Genomic DNA, 16429 nt, shown 5'->3' with positions numbered 1-16429 from the left:
GTCTGACCAAGTTGGCTCAGGACGTGTCGCCTTTTCCTACGAGTCTTTAGGACTCAGCGCATTTACTGCCAGACCTGCGGCTTCTACCGTCGGGTTCTGACCAGTGACTGCGTGGGCTATCGGTTTGCTGTTGGATTGAGCTCAATGCAGCCACAACTTCCCTGGAAGGGATCGCGGCGCATTGAAAAACACTGAGACAAGAGGGAGCGTCATGCGCCACACCTTGGTTTTTTCCGCATTGCTGGGCGCCGGCCTGTTGGCCGTCACGTCCGCGAGTTTTGCCGCCAGCGACAGTCTGGTGTTCTGCTCCGAAGGCAGCCCGGCCGGTTTCGATACCGCGCAGTACACGACCGCGACCGATAACGACGCCGCCGAACCGCTGTACAACCGTCTGGCCGAGTTCGAAAAAGGCGCGACCAATGTCGTACCGGGCCTGGCAACGAGCTGGGATATTTCCGAGGATGGCCTCAAGTACACCTTTCACCTGCGTGAAGGGGTGAAATTTCATACAACGGCGTACTTCAAACCTACCCGCGATTTCAACGCCGACGACGTGTTGTTCACGTTTAACCGCATGCTCGATCCGCAGCAGCCTTTCCGTAAGGCTTATCCGACCGAGTTCCCGTATTTCAACGGGATGAGCCTCAACAAGAACATCGCCAAGGTCGAGAAGACCGGGCCGCTGACCGTGGAGTTCACGCTCAACAGCGTCGACGCCGCGTTCATCCAGAACATCGCCATGAGCTTCGCCGCCATTCTGTCCGCCGAATACGCCGACAAGCTGCTGGCCGAAGGCAAACCGAGCGACATCAACCAGAAGCCGATCGGCACTGGTCCGTTCGTGTTCAAGAGCTATCAGAAAGACTCGAACATCCGCTACACCGGCAACCCGCATTACTGGGATCAGAGCCGGGTGAAGCTGAAGAACCTGATTTTCGCGATCAATACCGACGCCTCGGTTCGCGTGCAGAAGCTCAAGGCCGGCGAATGCCAGGTCACTCTGCATCCACGCCCGGCGGATGTGCCGGCACTGAAGAACGACCCGAAACTGCAACTGATCGAAAAGCCGGGCTTCAACCTTGGCTACATTGCCTACAACGTGCGCCACAAACCGTTCGACCAGCTCGAAGTGCGTCAGGCGCTGGACATGGCGGTGAATAAACAGGGGATTCTCAACGCTGTTTACCAGGGTGCCGGTCAACTGGCGGTCAACGCCATGCCGCCGACCCAATGGTCCTACGACACCACGATCAAGGACGCCGCCTACAACCCGGAAAAAGCCAAGGCACTGCTCAAGGCTGCCGGCGTCAAGGAAGGCACCGAGATCACACTGTGGGCCATGCCGGTGCAGCGCCCGTACAACCCGAACGCCAAACTGATGGCCGAAATGCTCCAGGCTGACTGGGCGAAGATCGGTCTGAAAGTGAAGATCGTCAGCTACGAATGGGGCGAGTACATCAAGCGCACCAAGAATGGCGAACACGACGTCAGCCTGATCGGCTGGACCGGTGACAACGGAGACCCGGACAACTGGCTCGGCACGCTGTACAGCTGCGACGCCATTGGCGGCAACAACTATTCCATGTGGTGCGACCCGGCTTACGACAAGCTGATCAAGGAGGCCAAGGTCGTCACCGACCGCGACCAGCGCACCGTGCTCTATAAACAGGCCCAGCAGTTGCTCAAGCAGCAAGTGCCGATCACGCCTGTCGCCCACTCGACGGTCAACCAGCCGCTGAGCGCCAGGGTTGAAGGATTCAAGGTCAGTCCTTTCGGCCGCAACGTGTTTTCGGGTGTCAGCATCGATTAAACCCATAACCGATTAGCCGCAATGCTGAGGAGGCCGTCTACCTCCTCACGCAAGCGCTTTGCCGAAATTTGCCGATCAGGCCTTTTGCAAACGTTTGCGATGTGTGAATGAGTTCTAAAACCAAAAACCGGCCCAACAAAAAAAGCCGGCATAAAAAGAAAGTAAAGGAGCTTCACCCATGAAACTGAGCAGCACCGCGATACTGGCCTTGGCCATCAGCAGCATCACCGCCACGGCGTTTGCCGAGGAGCAGAGCCAGGCGTTCACCCCGGTGACCGTCAACGAGAAAAGCGCCCAGGCTGACGCCACCGGCTTCCTCGAAGGCTCCAAAGTCAGCGGCACGACCCGTAACTGGTACGCCAACGAACAACTGAAGCGCGGCGGCAAGTTCACTTACCGCAAAGACGGCGTTGCCACCCCGACCGATCGTCGTATCAACTGGGTACAGGGCACCATCGTCAACTTCACCTCCGGCTTCACTCAGGGCACCGTGGGTGTCAGCACTGAAGTAGCCGCCTACAACGCCGTGGCCCTGGAGCGTGACCGCAAGGCCCTGGCCTCCAACAACGGTGGTGCACCGGGTTCGCGTCCAGGCGCGGGCAACAACCGTACCCTGACCAAGGAAGGCGGTGACGCTGAAGGCCAGTGGAGCAAACTGGGCCTGGCCAACGTCAAGTTCCGTGTTTCCAACACCACCCTGACCGCCGGTCGCCAGAACTTCAGCACGCCAATCGTCGACACCATCGGCAACCGTGCGCTGCCTTCGAGCTTTGAAGGTGTGAGCCTGCACAGCGAAGAGCTGAACAACCTGTCGTTCGACGCCGGCAGCTTCGACCGCGTATCGCCGCGTACCGAAGAGAGCCTGTCGAAATTCCGCACCGAGTACAGCGCCAACGGCGCCGAAACCGATCGCGTGAGCATCGTCGGCCTGAACTACCAGCCGCTGCAGAGCCTGAAGACCAGCCTGTACGCCTCCAAGGCTGAAGACTTCTGGAACCAGTACTACTTCGGCGCCACCCACGAACTGGGTGACAGCAACGTCGTGAGCCTGACCACCGGCCTGAACTACTACAAGACCGTCGATACCGGCAAGAAAGAGATGGGCAACATCGACAACGACACCTACTCGCTGTCGTTCGGCCTGACTCACCAGGCTCACAGCCTGACCTTCTCGTACCAGGCGATCAACGGTGACGAATACTTCGACTACCTGCACGAAACCAACGGCATCTACCTGGCCAACTCCCTGCTGTCCGACTTCAACGGCCCGAACGAGAAATCCTTCCAGGTCGCCTACGGTCTGAACATGGCCGAATACGGCGTGCCAGGCCTGAAGTTCAACATCTACCAGGCCCGCGGCTGGGGCATCGACGGTACTCACTACACCGGCACTGCGTATGACGTACGCAGCATGGACGGCGAGCACCACTACGAATACGGCATCGGTGCCACTTACGCGGTACAGAGCGGCCCGCTCAAGGCGACCACCGTGCGTGCCACCTACACTGCTCACCGCGCCAGCGAAAACCAGGCTGACGGCAGCATCAACGAGTTCCGTCTCGTGACCACCGTACCGTTCAACATTCTGTAAAAACGCGTGCCGACGGCTGACTCAGTGACGAGTCGGCCGTTCGGCTTTTTGTCTTCAACCGATTGCAGAGGGTTATCGATGAAAATGCTTCCCCTACGTGCGGCCGTCGCTGCCGCCCTGTTGAGCGCCGCCATCGGCGTCTCGGCCAAACCCTTGGTGGTCTGCACCGAAGCCAGTCCGGAAGGCTTCGATATGGTCCAGTACACGACTGCAGTCACTGCCGACGCGGTGGCCGAAACCATTTTCAACCGCCTGGCCGACTTCAAGCCCGGCACCACTGAAGTGATCCCGGCGCTCGCCGAGTCCTGGGACATCAGCGACGACGGCCTGACCTACACGTTCCACCTGCGCAAAGGCGTCAAGTTTCACACCACCGAATATTTCAAGCCGACCCGCGACCTGAACGCCGACGACGTGGTCTGGAGCTTCCAGCGTCAGCTGGACCCGAATCACCCGTGGCACAAGCTGTCGAGCGTGGGCTTCCCGTACTTTGAAAGCATGGGCTTCAAGGAACTGCTCAAGAGCGTCGAGAAAGTCGACGACAACACCGTCAAGTTCACCCTGACCCGCCGCGAAGCGCCGTTCCTGGCCGACATCGCCATGGCGTTCTCTTCGATCTACCCGGCCGAATACGCCGACCAGTTGCTCAAGTCCGGCAAGACCGGCGACCTGAACAACAAGCCGGTCGGCACTGGCCCGTTCGTCTTCCAGCGCTACAACAAGGACGCCCAGGTTCGCTTCAAGGCCAACCCGGACTACTTCCGTGGCAAGCCGCCAGCCGACGCTCTGGTCCTGGCCATCGCCACCGACAACAACGTGCGCCTGCAGAAACTCAAGGCCAACGAGTGCCAGGTCGCGCTGTATCCGAAGCCGGATGACATCCCGAGCATCAAGAAAGACGACAAGCTGAAAGTCGATGAAATGGACGCGATGACCGTTTCCTACATCGCCATGAACACCCAGCACAAATACATCAGCGACGTGCGGGTGCGCAAAGCGATCGACATCGCCTTCGACAAGGAGGCCTATGTCAACGCGCTGTTCGGCAAGGGTAACGCGACCGTCGCAGTCAACCCGTACCCGCCGACCCTGCTGGGCTACAACCACGAGCTGAAAAACCCGCCACGTGACCTCGACGCAGCGCGCAAACTGCTCAAGGAAGCCGGTGTGCCGGAAGGCACCGTGTTTACCCTGTTTACCCGCAACGGCGGCGGCCCGACCAACCCCAACCCGATGCTCGGCGCGCAAATGATGCAGGCTGACCTGGCGAAAGTCGGGATCAAGATCGACATCCGCGTGATGGAATGGGGCGAAATGCTCAAGCGCGCCAAGGCCGGCGAACACGATATGGTGTCGGCCGGATGGGCGGGCGACAACGGCGACCCGGATAACTTCCTGACGCCTATGCTCAGTTGCGAGGCCGCCAAGAACGGCGAAAACTACGCTCGCTGGTGCAACGAGAAATTCCAGACCCTGCTCGACGAAGCACGGGCTAAAGTAGATCCGGCCGAACGCGCGAAACTGTATGAAGAGGCCCAGGCGATCTTCAATCAGGATCAACCATGGATCAGCATGGCCCACACCCGGATGTTCACTGCAATGCGCAACAACGTTGAGGGTTATCACATCAGCCCTCTGACAACCAATAACTTCGCCACCACCCAGGTGAAGTAGATAAGAAACTCCCGGCCTCCCTGACCCCAGGGTCGCCGGGCACGCCTAACCGGCCGATGAGGTACCACACAAGATGTTAAGTTTTATTGCCCGCCGACTGGGGTTGTTGATCCCCACGTTTTTCGGCATCACCTTGCTGACTTTCGCGTTGATTCGCATGATCCCCGGCGATCCCGTGGAAGTGATGATGGGCGAACGTCGGGTCGATCCCGAAATGCACGCTCAGGCAATGGAACGCCTCGGTCTGAACAAACCGCTGTATGCCCAATACCTGGATTACATCGGCAAGCTGGCCCACGGCGACCTCGGCGAATCCCTGCGTACCCGTGAAAGCGTCTGGACCGAGTTCACGCAACTGTTCCCGGCCACCTTTGAATTGTCGATGGCTGCCCTGCTGTTCGCCGGCGTCTTCGGGCTGCTGGCCGGCGTCATTGCCGCCCTCAAGCGAGGGTCCCTGTTCGATCATGGGGTAATGGGCATATCCCTCACGGGATACTCGATGCCCATCTTCTGGTGGGGCCTGATTCTCATCATGTTTTTCTCGGTCAGCCTGGGCTGGACGCCGGTTTCCGGGCAGAACGACCTGTTGATCGACGTTGAACGCAAAACCCACTTCATGCTGATCGATACCTGGCTCAGCGATGAACCGGGTGCCCTGCTCGACTACCTGCATCACCTGATCCTGCCCGCCATTGTGCTGGGCACCATTCCGCTGGCGGTGATCGCCCGGATGACCCGTTCCTCCATGCTCGAAGTGCTACGCGAAGACTACATTCGTACCGCCCGTGCCAAAGGCCTGTCGCCAGCACGCGTGGTGTTCGTCCATGGCCTGCGCAACGCGCTGATCCCGGTGCTGACCGTGGTCGGCCTGCAAGTCGGCACCCTGCTGGCCGGCGCCGTCCTGACCGAAACCATCTTCTCCTGGCCCGGCATCGGCAAATGGCTGATCGAAGCCATTGGCGCCCGAGACTATCCGGTCGTGCAAAACGGCATCTTGCTGATTGCCTGCATTGTGATTCTGGTCAACTTCGTGGTGGACATCCTCTACGGCTTTGCCAACCCACGCATTCGTCACCAGCGCTGAGGTCAATACCCATGAGCACTCCAACATCCTCAGTAGCCACCGCCACCTCGAACGTGGATCAAAGCCTGCTGTATCCGTCGCCGTACAAGGAATTCTGGCAAGCATTCGCCAAGAACAAGGGCGCCGTTGCCGGTCTGGCGTTCTTCACCCTGATCGTGTTCTGCGCGATCTTTGCCCCCTGGGTCGCGCCGCACAACCCGAGCGAGCAATACCGTGACTTCCTGCTCACCCCTCCGGTGTGGCTGGAAGGCGGGCAATGGCAGTTCTTCCTCGGCACCGACGAGCTGGGTCGCGACTTGCTGTCCCGCCTGATCCAGGGTTCGCGCCTGTCGCTGCTGATCGGTCTGTCCTCGGTGGTGATGTCGCTGATCCCGGGTATCTTCATGGGCCTGCTGGCCGGTTTCTTCCCGAAGATCCTCGGCCCGACCATCATGCGTCTGATGGACATCATGCTGGCCCTGCCGTCGCTGCTGCTGGCCGTGGCGATCGTCGCCATCCTCGGCCCAGGCCTGATCAACACCGTAATCGCCATCGCCGTGGTTTCGCTGCCGTCCTACGTGCGCCTGACCCGTGCTGCCGTCATGGGCGAGCTGAACCGCGACTACGTGACCGCCGCACGCCTGGCCGGTGCCAGCCTGCCACGCCTGATGTTCATCACCGTGCTGCCGAACTGCATGGCACCGCTGATCGTCCAGGCCACCCTGAGCTTCTCTTCGGCAATCCTCGACGCCGCCGCCCTGGGCTTCCTCGGCCTCGGCGTCCAGCCGCCAACCCCTGAGTGGGGCACGATGCTGGCTTCGGCCCGCGACTACATCGAACGCGCCTGGTGGGTCGTGAGCCTCCCTGGTCTGACCATTTTGCTCAGCGTGCTGGCAATCAACTTGATGGGCGACGGCCTGCGCGATGCGCTGGACCCGAAACTCAAGAACGCCGCCTGAGGAGATTCCCATGTCACTGCTAGAAATCAAGAATCTCAACGTTCGCTTCGGCGACAAGAACGCCACACCGGTGGTCGACGGCCTCGATCTCAAGGTCGACAAGGGCGAAGTCCTGGCCATCGTCGGCGAATCGGGTTCCGGCAAGTCCGTGACCATGATGGCGCTGATGGGCCTGATCGAGCACCCGGGGATCGTCACTGCCGACTCTCTGAGCTTCGACGGCAAGGACATGCTCAAACTGAGCAATCGCCAGCGTCGGCAGATCGTCGGTAAAGACCTGTCCATGGTGTTCCAGGACCCGATGACCGCGCTAAACCCGAGCTACACCGTCGGTTTCCAGATCGAGGAAGTGCTGCGCCTGCACCTGAAAATGTCCGGCAAGGCCGCCCGCAAACGCGCCATCGAACTGCTGGAAAAGGTTGAAATCCCCGGCGCTTCGAGCCGCATGGACGCCTATCCGCACCAACTGTCCGGCGGCATGAGTCAGCGTGTGGCGATTGCCATGGCGATTGCTGGCGAGCCGAAACTGCTGATCGCGGACGAGCCGACCACGGCACTCGACGTAACGATCCAGGCGCAGATCATGGACCTGCTGCTGGCGTTGCAGAAAGAGCAGAACATGGGCCTGGTGCTGATCACCCACGACCTCGCCGTGGTGGCCGAAACCGCCCAGCGCGTCTGTGTAATGTACGCCGGCCAGGCCGTGGAAGTCGGTCAGGTGCCGCAACTGTTCGACATCCCGGCCCACCCCTACAGCGAAGCGCTGCTCAAGGCGATTCCGGAACACAGCCAGGGCGCCGAGCGTCTGGCGACCCTGCCGGGCATTGTTCCGGGCCGTTACGACCGTCCACAAGGCTGCCTGCTGTCGCCGCGCTGCCCGTATGTGCAGGACAGCTGCCGCGCGCAGCGTCCGACCCTTGATCCGAAAAGCCACAGCCTCGCCCGCTGCTTCTACCCGTTGAACCAGGAGGTGGCGTAATGGCCGTCGTACTTACCGCCCGCGACCTGACCCGTCACTACGAAGTCTCCCGTGGCCTGTTCAAGGGCCATGCGACCGTACGCGCCCTCAACGGTGTGTCGTTCGAGCTGGAAGCCGGCAAGACCCTCGCCGTCGTGGGCGAATCGGGCTGCGGCAAATCCACCCTCGCCCGTGCCTTGACCCTGATCGAGGAGCCTTCGTCCGGTTCCCTGAAAATCGCCGGGCAAGAAGTGGCCGGCGCCGACAAGGCCCAGCGCAAGCAACTGCGCAAAGACGTGCAGATGGTGTTCCAGAGCCCGTACGCGTCGTTGAACCCTCGGCAGAAGATCGGTGATCAACTGGCCGAGCCGCTGCTGATCAACACCAACCTGTCGGCCGCCGAACGTCGCGAACGAGTCCAGGCGATGATGAAGCAGGTCGGCTTGCGTCCCGAGCACTACCAGCGTTATCCGCACATGTTCTCCGGCGGTCAGCGTCAGCGTATTGCGTTGGCCCGCGCCATGATGCTGCAACCGAAAGTGCTGGTGGCGGACGAACCGACTTCGGCGCTGGACGTGTCGATCCAGGCGCAGGTGCTGAACCTGTTCATGGACATGCAGCAGGAGTTCAACACCGGTTACGTGTTCATCTCGCACAACCTGGCGGTGGTGCAGCACGTGGCCGATGACGTGATGGTGATGTACCTCGGGCGTCCGGTGGAAATCGGTCCGAAGCACGACATCTATGCCCGTCCTCTGCACCCGTACACCCAGGCGCTGCTGTCGGCGACTCCGACCATCCACCCGGATCCGGACAAGCCGAAGATCAAGATCGTCGGCGAGCTGCCCAACCCGCTGAACCCGCCACCGGGCTGCGCGTTCCACAAGCGCTGCCCGTACGCGACCGAACGTTGCAGCGCGGAAGAGCCGGCCCTGCGCCAGCTCGACACGCGTCAGGTAGCGTGCCACTACGCCGAACAGTTCCTCGACGGCGCGGCATAAAAAACCCGCCCTGTTGCCGGGGCGGGTCGTTAAAGCGTTGACCAAACCTCTTCTTTCTCGATTGCGCATCAGTCGGGGAAGAAGAGGTTTTCTTTTGTCTGCGATCTATGTCTGGCTGTCGCCATCGTCCGGATCATCGGTGTCCGGCTCGTCGGTGGTCGAGTCGTCATCGTCCTTGCTGCCACCCTGATCCTGATCACCGGGTTCGGATTCGGACTTGGCGAGCATGATCACACCCGCGTGCCCCTGGGCCGCATTGAAACCCTGCGCAGGCGCCGCGTTGCTCGCCCACGCCGCCGTGGTGCCAAGCGTCAGCATCACCAAAACCTTAAGCAACAACACTATGCGTTGAAAAATGCTCATAAGCGTTTCCATCCTTTCGTGGTTGAAGCCAGAGTGCCGGTCCGGCGCTGAATAAAATCTAGTTCCGATCAGCCGGGTTCACCAGATAGGACGCTAACCAATGCCCGGAAATGCCATGGCTGGACAGACCGCTTTCGAATAACCCCCATAACCGGATCAGCTAAGCGAGGTGGCCTTGCGGGTTTGCACGGGCTGGCTGGTCGAGACGCGCAGGCGGGTCGCCAGACAAACCAGCGGAACCGACATCACAGCCAGCACCGCACTGGCTACCCAGACGCTGTGACCACCGAACTGCCCGTAAAGCTGTCCGCTGAGCACCGGCGAGAGCAATGCACTTGCGCTCCAGGCCATGAAGAACAGACCGAAGTACTGGCCGCTTTTGCCGCGTTGCGCATGCTGCATGACCAGCACATTCAGCGGCGGCATGAACAGCGCCTCCCCCAGCGTCCAGACCACCGTCGACAGGCAGGCATAAAACAGCCCGGAACCCAGTGGCAGCATGCCAAGCCCGAGCGCCAGCAGCACACAACCGGCGATCAAGGGCCGCCGCGAGCCCCAGCGTTCGCCCCAATGCGAGATTGGAATCTGCAACGCCACGACAAGGACCGCGTTGATTGCGAACTGCCAGCCGATGGCCTCGGTACTCAAGCGATAGTAGTCGCGCAGATAGTTGCCGAGGGTGCTGTAAACGGTGTCGAACGCCATGCCGAGCAGGACGGTCGCTGCCAGCAGCCAGAGAAAGGGTTTGTCGCGGTATGGCAGGCCGGAGCCGGTCTTAGCCTCAGGCGTTTCTTCCGGGATCAGCACGGTTCGCCGCCAGGTCGTGCGGACAAACCAGAGCAACGCCACCAGCGTCAGCGCCGCGCTGATGAAGAACACCCAGCGAAAATCCGTCTGCGCCAGAACACCGCCCGCGATACCGGCGGCGGCCATCCCGAGATTTCGCGCAATACGGCTCAAGGCCTGCGCGCGCGGGCGCTGCGCAACCTCGCAATATTCCATGATCAGGCGTTGATGCAGCGTACGGATCGCGCCGTCGATCGTGCCGCTGAGCAGCAGCAACCCGGCCAGCAACCACATCTGCGTCACCAGCCCAAGCCCGAGCAGCACCCATGCCGAAACGAAGAACAGCGTCGCCGTCAGTCGGGCGGTGCGGATATGGTCGCTGAGCAAGCCGCCCAGCATCGAACCGATCAACAGTCCGCCGCCGTACGCCGCCAACAGCCAGCCAACGGTCTCGATGGCGAAGCCCAGCTCCTGACGCAGATACAACGCCATGAACAGCTTGACCATGCTGCTCAGGCGATTGATGAACAACAGCGCCGCGAGTACCCAGGCCATCGTGGAGAAGTAACCATCGAATCGCAGCAAGTGAATGAGCCGACCGGTCATTCCGTTGATCCTTCAGAAAGCTCGCTTTGGGCCTTGAACACTAGACCTCGTCGCCCGGATTGTCGCGGCCAAAAACGCCGCTGCGGTAAAAGCAGACACAAACCACAAGCGTTCGGGAAAGAACCTACAACGGCAGTCACAACCACCGCCCAGGCAATAAAAAGCCCCGAGGCTCGCGCCTCAGGGCTCTGGATGTTGCAGTCAACGCTTAGTGATGCTCACGGGTCGCACGGAATTTCACGTCCGGCCAGCGCTCTTCCATCAGGGCCAGGTTGACCCGGGTCGGAGCGAGGTAGGTCAGGTGACCGCCGCCGTCCAGCGCCAGGTTTTCCACCGCCTTGTTGGAGAATTCCTCAAGCTTCTTCTTGTCGCTGCATTCGATCCAGCGCGCGGAGTACACGGTGATCGGCTCGTAGGAGCACTCGACCTTGTATTCCTCTTTCAGGCGGCTGGCGACCACATCGAACTGCAGCACACCGACGGCGCCGAGGATGATGTCGTTGCTGCGCTCCGGGAAGAACACCTGGGTCGCGCCTTCTTCGGCCAGCTGTTGCAGGCCCTGGCGCAGTTGCTTGGATTTCAGCGGATCGCGCAGGCGTACGCGGCGGAACAGTTCCGGGGCGAAGTGCGGGATACCGGTGAAGCCCAGGGTTTCGCCTTCGCTGAAGGTGTCGCCGATCTGGATCGTGCCGTGGTTGTGCAGACCGATGATGTCGCCGGCATACGCCTCTTCCAGCTGTTCACGCTCGGAGGAGAAGAACGTCAGGGCGTCGCCGATGCGCACGTCCTTGCCGGTACGCACGTGGCGCATCTTCATGCCTTTCTCGTACTTGCCGGAGCAGATACGCATGAAGGCGATGCGGTCGCGGTGTTTCGGGTCCATGTTCGCCTGGATCTTGAAGATGAAGCCCGAGAACTTCTCTTCCACCGGCTCCACGGTGCGCTCGTTGGCCACACGCGGCAGCGGACGCGGCGCCCAGTCGACCACGGCGTCGAGGACGTGATCGACACCGAAGTTGCCCAGTGCGGTACCGAAGAACACCGGGGTCAGCTGACCGTCGATGAACTCCTGCTGGTTGAACTCGTGGCAGGCGCCCTGCACCAGTTCCAGCTGTTCGAGGAAGCGGTCGTACTCGTCACCCAGGTGGGCGCGGGCTTCGTCGGAATCGAGCTTCTCGATGATCTTGGTTTCGGTGCGTTCGTGACCGTGACCGGCGGTGTAGACAATGATGTAGTCGTCCGCCAGGTGGTACACGCCCTTGAAGTCGCGGTAGCAACCGATCGGCCAGGTGATCGGCGCGGCCTTGATCTTCAGGACGGCTTCGATTTCGTCGAGCAGTTCGATCGGGTCGCGGATGTCACGGTCGAGTTTGTTGATGAAGCTGACGATCGGCGTGTCACGCAGACGGCAGACATCCATCAGGGCGATGGTACGTGGCTCTACACCTTTACCGCCGTCGAGAACCATCAGGGCCGAGTCCACCGCGGTCAGGGTGCGGTAGGTGTCTTCGGAGAAGTCTTCGTGGCCCGGGGTGTCGAGCAGGTTGATCATGTGTTCGCGATACGGGAACTGCATGACCGACGTGGTAATGGAAATACCCCGCTGCTTCTCCATCTCCATCCAGTCGGATGTCGCATGGCGGTCGGATTTACGGGATTTCACCGTACCGGCCACTGCAATCGCCTTGCCCATCAACAGGAGCTTTTCGGTGATCGTGGTTTTACCGGCATCGGGGTGGGAAATAATGGCGAAAGTGCGGCGTTTCGCGACTTCGGCGGCCTGTCTGGTCATGGGAAATCGCCTGGCGGTGATTCAAAAAAGGGCCGCGATTATAGCCCAAGTCAAGACAATAACCGAACCGTTGAGCACATTAAGGGTGGCCAAATGCTGCCTCAGATGGGAACCTTTTAAAGCACGGAGACGTCCATCCCCTGTTACGACTTTTTGTCAGGGGCTGAAAAATCAGCAAGTTAGCCTGACGAGGTTGCGCTCACGGCTCGCTTTCAGACCGCTTTTGGCCGGTGCTGGGCGAGCTGCTTCTCGCGAACGTTCACTCCCGGCAGCCAGGCATGGCATGCCACTCGGGACAGCGTCCGCCGACTATAAAAAAGGAGTCCGCCTGTGGCTATCCGCTATGGCAAAGGGCTGATGGGAGGTGCGGTGGTGATCGCGCTCCTGGCCCTGCTGGTCCACTGGATCGGCATCAACACGATCGAACACTACCGCGACGATTTGTTGTTTTACCTGCAAGCTCATCTGATTCTCGTCCTCGCTTCAATGCTGGCCGCCCTTGTCGTGGGCATCCCCGCCGGTATCTTCCTGAGCCGCCCGACCATGGTCGGCCGCGCCGAACGCTTCATGCAGATCTTCAACATCGGTAACACCGTGCCACCGCTGGCCGTACTGGCGATTGCCCTGGGGATACTCGGCATCGGCAGTGGTCCGGCGATCTTCGCTTTATTCCTCGCCTCGCTTTTGCCGATTGTGCGCAACACCTACGAAGGCCTGAAAAACGTCCAGGGCTCGCTGAAAGAAGCCGCCACCGGCATCGGCATGACCCCGCGCCAGGTGTTGTGGCAGGTCGAGTTGCCCAATGCCGTGCCGATCATCGTCGGCGGTGTGCGGGTGGCTCTGGCGATCAACGTCGGTACGGCGCCGCTGGCGTTCCTGATCGGCGCCAACAGCCTCGGCAGCCTGATCTTCCCCGGCATCGCCCTGAACAATCAGCCGCAACTGCTGCTCGGCGCCGCGTGCACCGCGCTGCTGGCCCTGCTGCTCGATGGCGTGGTCACCCTCGCCAGCCGTCTCTGGCTGGAACGCGGTTTGCGCCCGTCTTAAGGCTTCGGCAAAGGAATATTCATGAAACGACTTAGCTTGATTCTGGGCTGCGTTCTGCTGTTCGCAGGATTGGCGCAAGCCGCCGAAAAACCGCTCATTCGCCTCGGCGCCCGGGTGTTCACCGAGCAGACCCTGCTCGCGGAAATCACCGCGCAATATCTGCGCAGCAAAGGCTACGACGCGCAGATCACCGGCGGACTGGGCAGCAACCTGGCCCGCAGCGCCCACGAAAGCGGGCAACTGGACATGCTCTGGGAATACACCGGCGTGTCGCTGGTGGCCTACAACCATGTCACCGAAAAACTCGACAGCGAACAGTCCTATGCCCGGGTGAAAGAACTCGACGCGAAAAAAGGCCTGGTCTGGCTGACGCCGTCGAAATTCAGCAACACCTACGCCCTCGCCCTGCCGAAGAAAGTGGCCGAGGCATATCCGCAGATCAGCAACATCAGCCAGTTGAACGACGTGCTGCGCAGCGAGGCCAAGAGCAATCATCTGGTGGCGCTGGACACCGAATTCGCCAACCGCTCCGACGGTCTGGACGGCATGGTCAAGCTCTACGATATGAACCTGACGCGCCAGAACATCCGGCAGATGGACGCGGGGCTGGTCTACACCGCACTGCGCAACGGCCAGGTGTTTGCCGGCCTGGTCTACACCACCGACGGTCGCCTCAACGCGTTCGGCCTGAAGCTGCTGGAAGACGACAAGCATTACTTCCCGGACTACACCGCCGCGCCTGTGGTGCGTCAGGCCTACCTCGACGCTCACCCGCAATTGGCGGCGCAACTCAAGCCACTGGCCGAACTGTTCGACGACGAAACCATGCGTCAGCTCAACGCACGGGTCGATGTCGATCACGAGAGTCCGTCGAAAGTCGCTGCCGACTTCTTGCGCCAGCACCCACTGAACTGAAGGAGGAAAAGTCATGGAATTTTTGAACGCCTTTTCCCACCTCGACTGGCAGCAGGTGATGCACCTGACCTGGCAGCACATCACCCTGGTCGGCATTGCCGTCAGCCTGGCGATCCTCATCGGCGTGCCGCTGGGCATTTTGATGACGCGCTTCCCGAGCCTCGCCGGCCCGTTGCAGGCCAGCGCCACGGTGCTACTGACCGTGCCGTCGATTGCGCTGTTCGGCCTGCTGCTGCCGTTCTATTCGAAATTCGGTCAGGGCCTCGGCCCGATGCCGGCGATCACCGCCGTGTTCCTTTATTCACTGCTGCCGATCATGCGCAACACCTACCTCGCCCTGACCGGCGTCGAACCGGGCATTCGCGAAGCCGCACGCGGCATCGGCATGACCTTCGGCCAGCGCCTGCACATGGTCGAGCTGCCGATTGCGGTGCCGGTGATCCTCGCCGGCGTGCGCACCGCCGTGGTGATGAACATCGGCGTGATGACCATCGCCGCGACCATCGGCGCCGGCGGCCTCGGCGTGCTGATCCTCGCCTCCATCAGCCGCAGTGACATGTCGATGCTGATCGTCGGCGCGCTGCTGGTCAGTCTTCTGGCGATCTTCGCCGACCTCATTTTGCAGTGGCTGCAACGTTCGCTGACTCCAAAAGGACTCCTCAAATGATCGAACTTCAAAACCTCAGCAAGACCTTCCAAAGCAACGGCAAAGATGTGAAAGCCGTGGACTCGGTAAGCCTGACCGTCAATGAAGGCGAAATCTGCGTGTTCCTCGGGCCATCGGGTTGCGGCAAAAGCACCACGCTGAAAATGATCAACCGCCTGATCAGACCGACCTCGGGCAAAATCCTGATCAACGGCGAAGACACCACCGACCTCGACGAAGTGACCCTGCGTCGCAACATCGGCTACGTGATCCAGCAGATCGGTCTGTTCCCCAACATGACCATCGAAGAGAACATCGTGGTGGTGCCGAAACTGCTCGGCTGGGACAAACAGAAATGCCATGACCGCGCCCGCGAACTGATGAGCATGATCAAGCTGGAACCCAAGCAATATCTGCATCGTTATCCCCGTGAACTGTCCGGCGGCCAGCAACAACGGATCGGTGTGATCAGGGCACTGGCGGCGGATGCACCGCTGCTGCTGATGGACGAACCGTTCGGTGCGGTGGACCCGATCAACCGCGAGATGATCCAGAACGAATTCTTCGAGATGCAGCGGGCGCTGAACAAGACCGTGATCATGGTCAGTCACGACATCGATGAGGCGATCAAGCTCGGCGACAAGATCGCCATCTTCCGCGCCGGCAAACTGCTGCAGATCGACCACCCGGACACCTTGCTCGCCCATCCGGCAGACGACTTTGTCAGTAACTTCGTCGGCCAGGACAGCACGCTCAAACGCCTGTTGCTGGTGAAGGCGGAAGACGCGGCGGACAACGCTCCATCCGTGAGCCCGGAAACCCCGGTGGCCGATGCGTTGGAATTGATGGACGAGCATGACCGTCGCTACGTGGTGGTCACCTGTGCCGAGAACAAGGCTCTGGGTTACGTGCGACGTCGCGACCTGCATCGTCAGACCGGTACGTGCGCGCAGTTCCTGCGTGAGTTCAACGCCACGGCTGCGTACGACGAGCATTTACGCATCCTGTTGTCGCGCATGTACGAATTCAATCGTGCCTGGTTGCCGGTGATGGATGCCGAGCGAGTGTTTCTCGGCGAGGTTACCCAGGAGTCGATTGCCGAGTATCTGAGCTCGGGCAAATCCCGTGGGGGCAAGACCAGCATTGTGTCGCCGGCGGAAGTTGCGCTGGTGTGAAAACCAGCCGTGAAATGGGCGGTGCTTGTGGGTAAGCACCGCC

The 16429-nt window shown here is 60.7% G+C and carries 14 protein-coding genes; 11 read left to right on the top strand and 3 right to left on the bottom strand.

What is annotated here, in order from left to right:
* The first annotated feature begins 211 nt into the window (after positions 1 to 211).
* The 7 genes from DLD99_RS04475 (at position 212) to DLD99_RS04445 (ending at position 9056) form a co-directional block, all read left to right on the top strand.
* A complete protein-coding gene (locus DLD99_RS04475; protein ID WP_114881407.1) occupies positions 212 to 1810 on the top strand; it encodes an ABC transporter substrate-binding protein in 1599 nt (532 codons plus the stop codon).
* Between the two features lie 178 nt (positions 1811 to 1988).
* A complete protein-coding gene (locus DLD99_RS04470) occupies positions 1989 to 3401 on the top strand; it encodes an OprD family porin (RefSeq protein ID WP_085711816.1) in 1413 nt (470 codons plus the stop codon).
* A gap of 78 nt (positions 3402 to 3479) precedes the next feature.
* A complete protein-coding gene (locus DLD99_RS04465) occupies positions 3480 to 5075 on the top strand; it encodes an ABC transporter substrate-binding protein (RefSeq protein WP_114881406.1) in 1596 nt (531 codons plus the stop codon).
* Positions 5076 to 5148: 73 nt separating this feature from the next.
* Positions 5149 to 6159, top strand: a complete 1011-nt coding sequence (locus tag DLD99_RS04460; protein ID WP_096818896.1) for an ABC transporter permease subunit — start codon at positions 5149 to 5151, stop codon at positions 6157 to 6159.
* A gap of 11 nt (positions 6160 to 6170) precedes the next feature.
* On the top strand, positions 6171 to 7097 hold the full coding sequence (locus DLD99_RS04455) for an ABC transporter permease subunit (RefSeq protein ID WP_114881405.1): 927 nt from the start codon (positions 6171 to 6173) through the stop codon (positions 7095 to 7097).
* Positions 7098 to 7107: 10 nt separating this feature from the next.
* On the top strand, positions 7108 to 8076 hold the full coding sequence (locus DLD99_RS04450) for an ABC transporter ATP-binding protein (RefSeq protein WP_085711820.1): 969 nt from the start codon (positions 7108 to 7110) through the stop codon (positions 8074 to 8076).
* Positions 8076 to 9056, top strand: coding sequence for a peptide ABC transporter ATP-binding protein (locus DLD99_RS04445; protein WP_114881404.1), 981 nt, complete (start codon positions 8076 to 8078; stop codon positions 9054 to 9056). The genes DLD99_RS04450 and DLD99_RS04445 overlap by 1 nt, the downstream gene beginning before the upstream one ends.
* Before the next feature lie 105 nt (positions 9057 to 9161).
* Here the strand turns inward: DLD99_RS04445 and DLD99_RS04440 are convergent, their stop codons facing one another.
* From DLD99_RS04440 to DLD99_RS04430, 3 genes are all read right to left on the bottom strand, one after another.
* On the bottom strand, positions 9162 to 9419 hold the full coding sequence (locus DLD99_RS04440) for a hypothetical protein (protein WP_114881403.1): 258 nt from the start codon (positions 9417 to 9419) through the stop codon (positions 9162 to 9164).
* A gap of 156 nt (positions 9420 to 9575) precedes the next feature.
* Positions 9576 to 10811: an MFS transporter gene (locus DLD99_RS04435; protein WP_114881402.1), complete on the bottom strand. Its 1236-nt coding sequence runs from the start codon at positions 10809 to 10811 to the stop codon at positions 9576 to 9578.
* A gap of 208 nt (positions 10812 to 11019) precedes the next feature.
* Positions 11020 to 12603: a peptide chain release factor 3 gene (locus DLD99_RS04430; protein ID WP_085608055.1), complete on the bottom strand. Its 1584-nt coding sequence runs from the start codon at positions 12601 to 12603 to the stop codon at positions 11020 to 11022.
* A gap of 357 nt (positions 12604 to 12960) precedes the next feature.
* Between DLD99_RS04430 and DLD99_RS04425 the strand changes: the two genes are divergently transcribed.
* From DLD99_RS04425 to DLD99_RS04410, 4 genes are read left to right on the top strand one after another with little or no spacing between them, the layout of a single operon-like run.
* Complete coding sequence (locus DLD99_RS04425; RefSeq protein WP_170931630.1) at positions 12961 to 13650, top strand: ABC transporter permease; 690 nt, start codon at positions 12961 to 12963, stop codon at positions 13648 to 13650.
* Between the two features lie 21 nt (positions 13651 to 13671).
* Complete coding sequence (locus tag DLD99_RS04420) at positions 13672 to 14565, top strand: glycine betaine ABC transporter substrate-binding protein (protein WP_114881401.1); 894 nt, start codon at positions 13672 to 13674, stop codon at positions 14563 to 14565.
* A gap of 13 nt (positions 14566 to 14578) precedes the next feature.
* Positions 14579 to 15232, top strand: a complete 654-nt coding sequence (locus DLD99_RS04415; protein WP_114881400.1) for an ABC transporter permease — start codon at positions 14579 to 14581, stop codon at positions 15230 to 15232.
* Entirely contained in the window at positions 15229 to 16386 is a 1158-nt protein-coding gene (locus DLD99_RS04410; protein ID WP_114881399.1) for an osmoprotectant ABC transporter ATP-binding protein OsmV, read from the top strand. The genes DLD99_RS04415 and DLD99_RS04410 overlap by 4 nt, the downstream gene beginning before the upstream one ends.
* The last annotated feature ends 43 nt before the right edge of the window (positions 16387 to 16429 follow it).

The organism is Pseudomonas kribbensis (assembly GCF_003352185.1).
Lineage (GTDB): Bacteria > Pseudomonadota > Gammaproteobacteria > Pseudomonadales > Pseudomonadaceae > Aquipseudomonas > Aquipseudomonas kribbensis.
The sequence above is the reverse complement of the archived record's forward strand: the minus strand, read 5'-3'. Positions and strand labels throughout refer to the sequence as shown.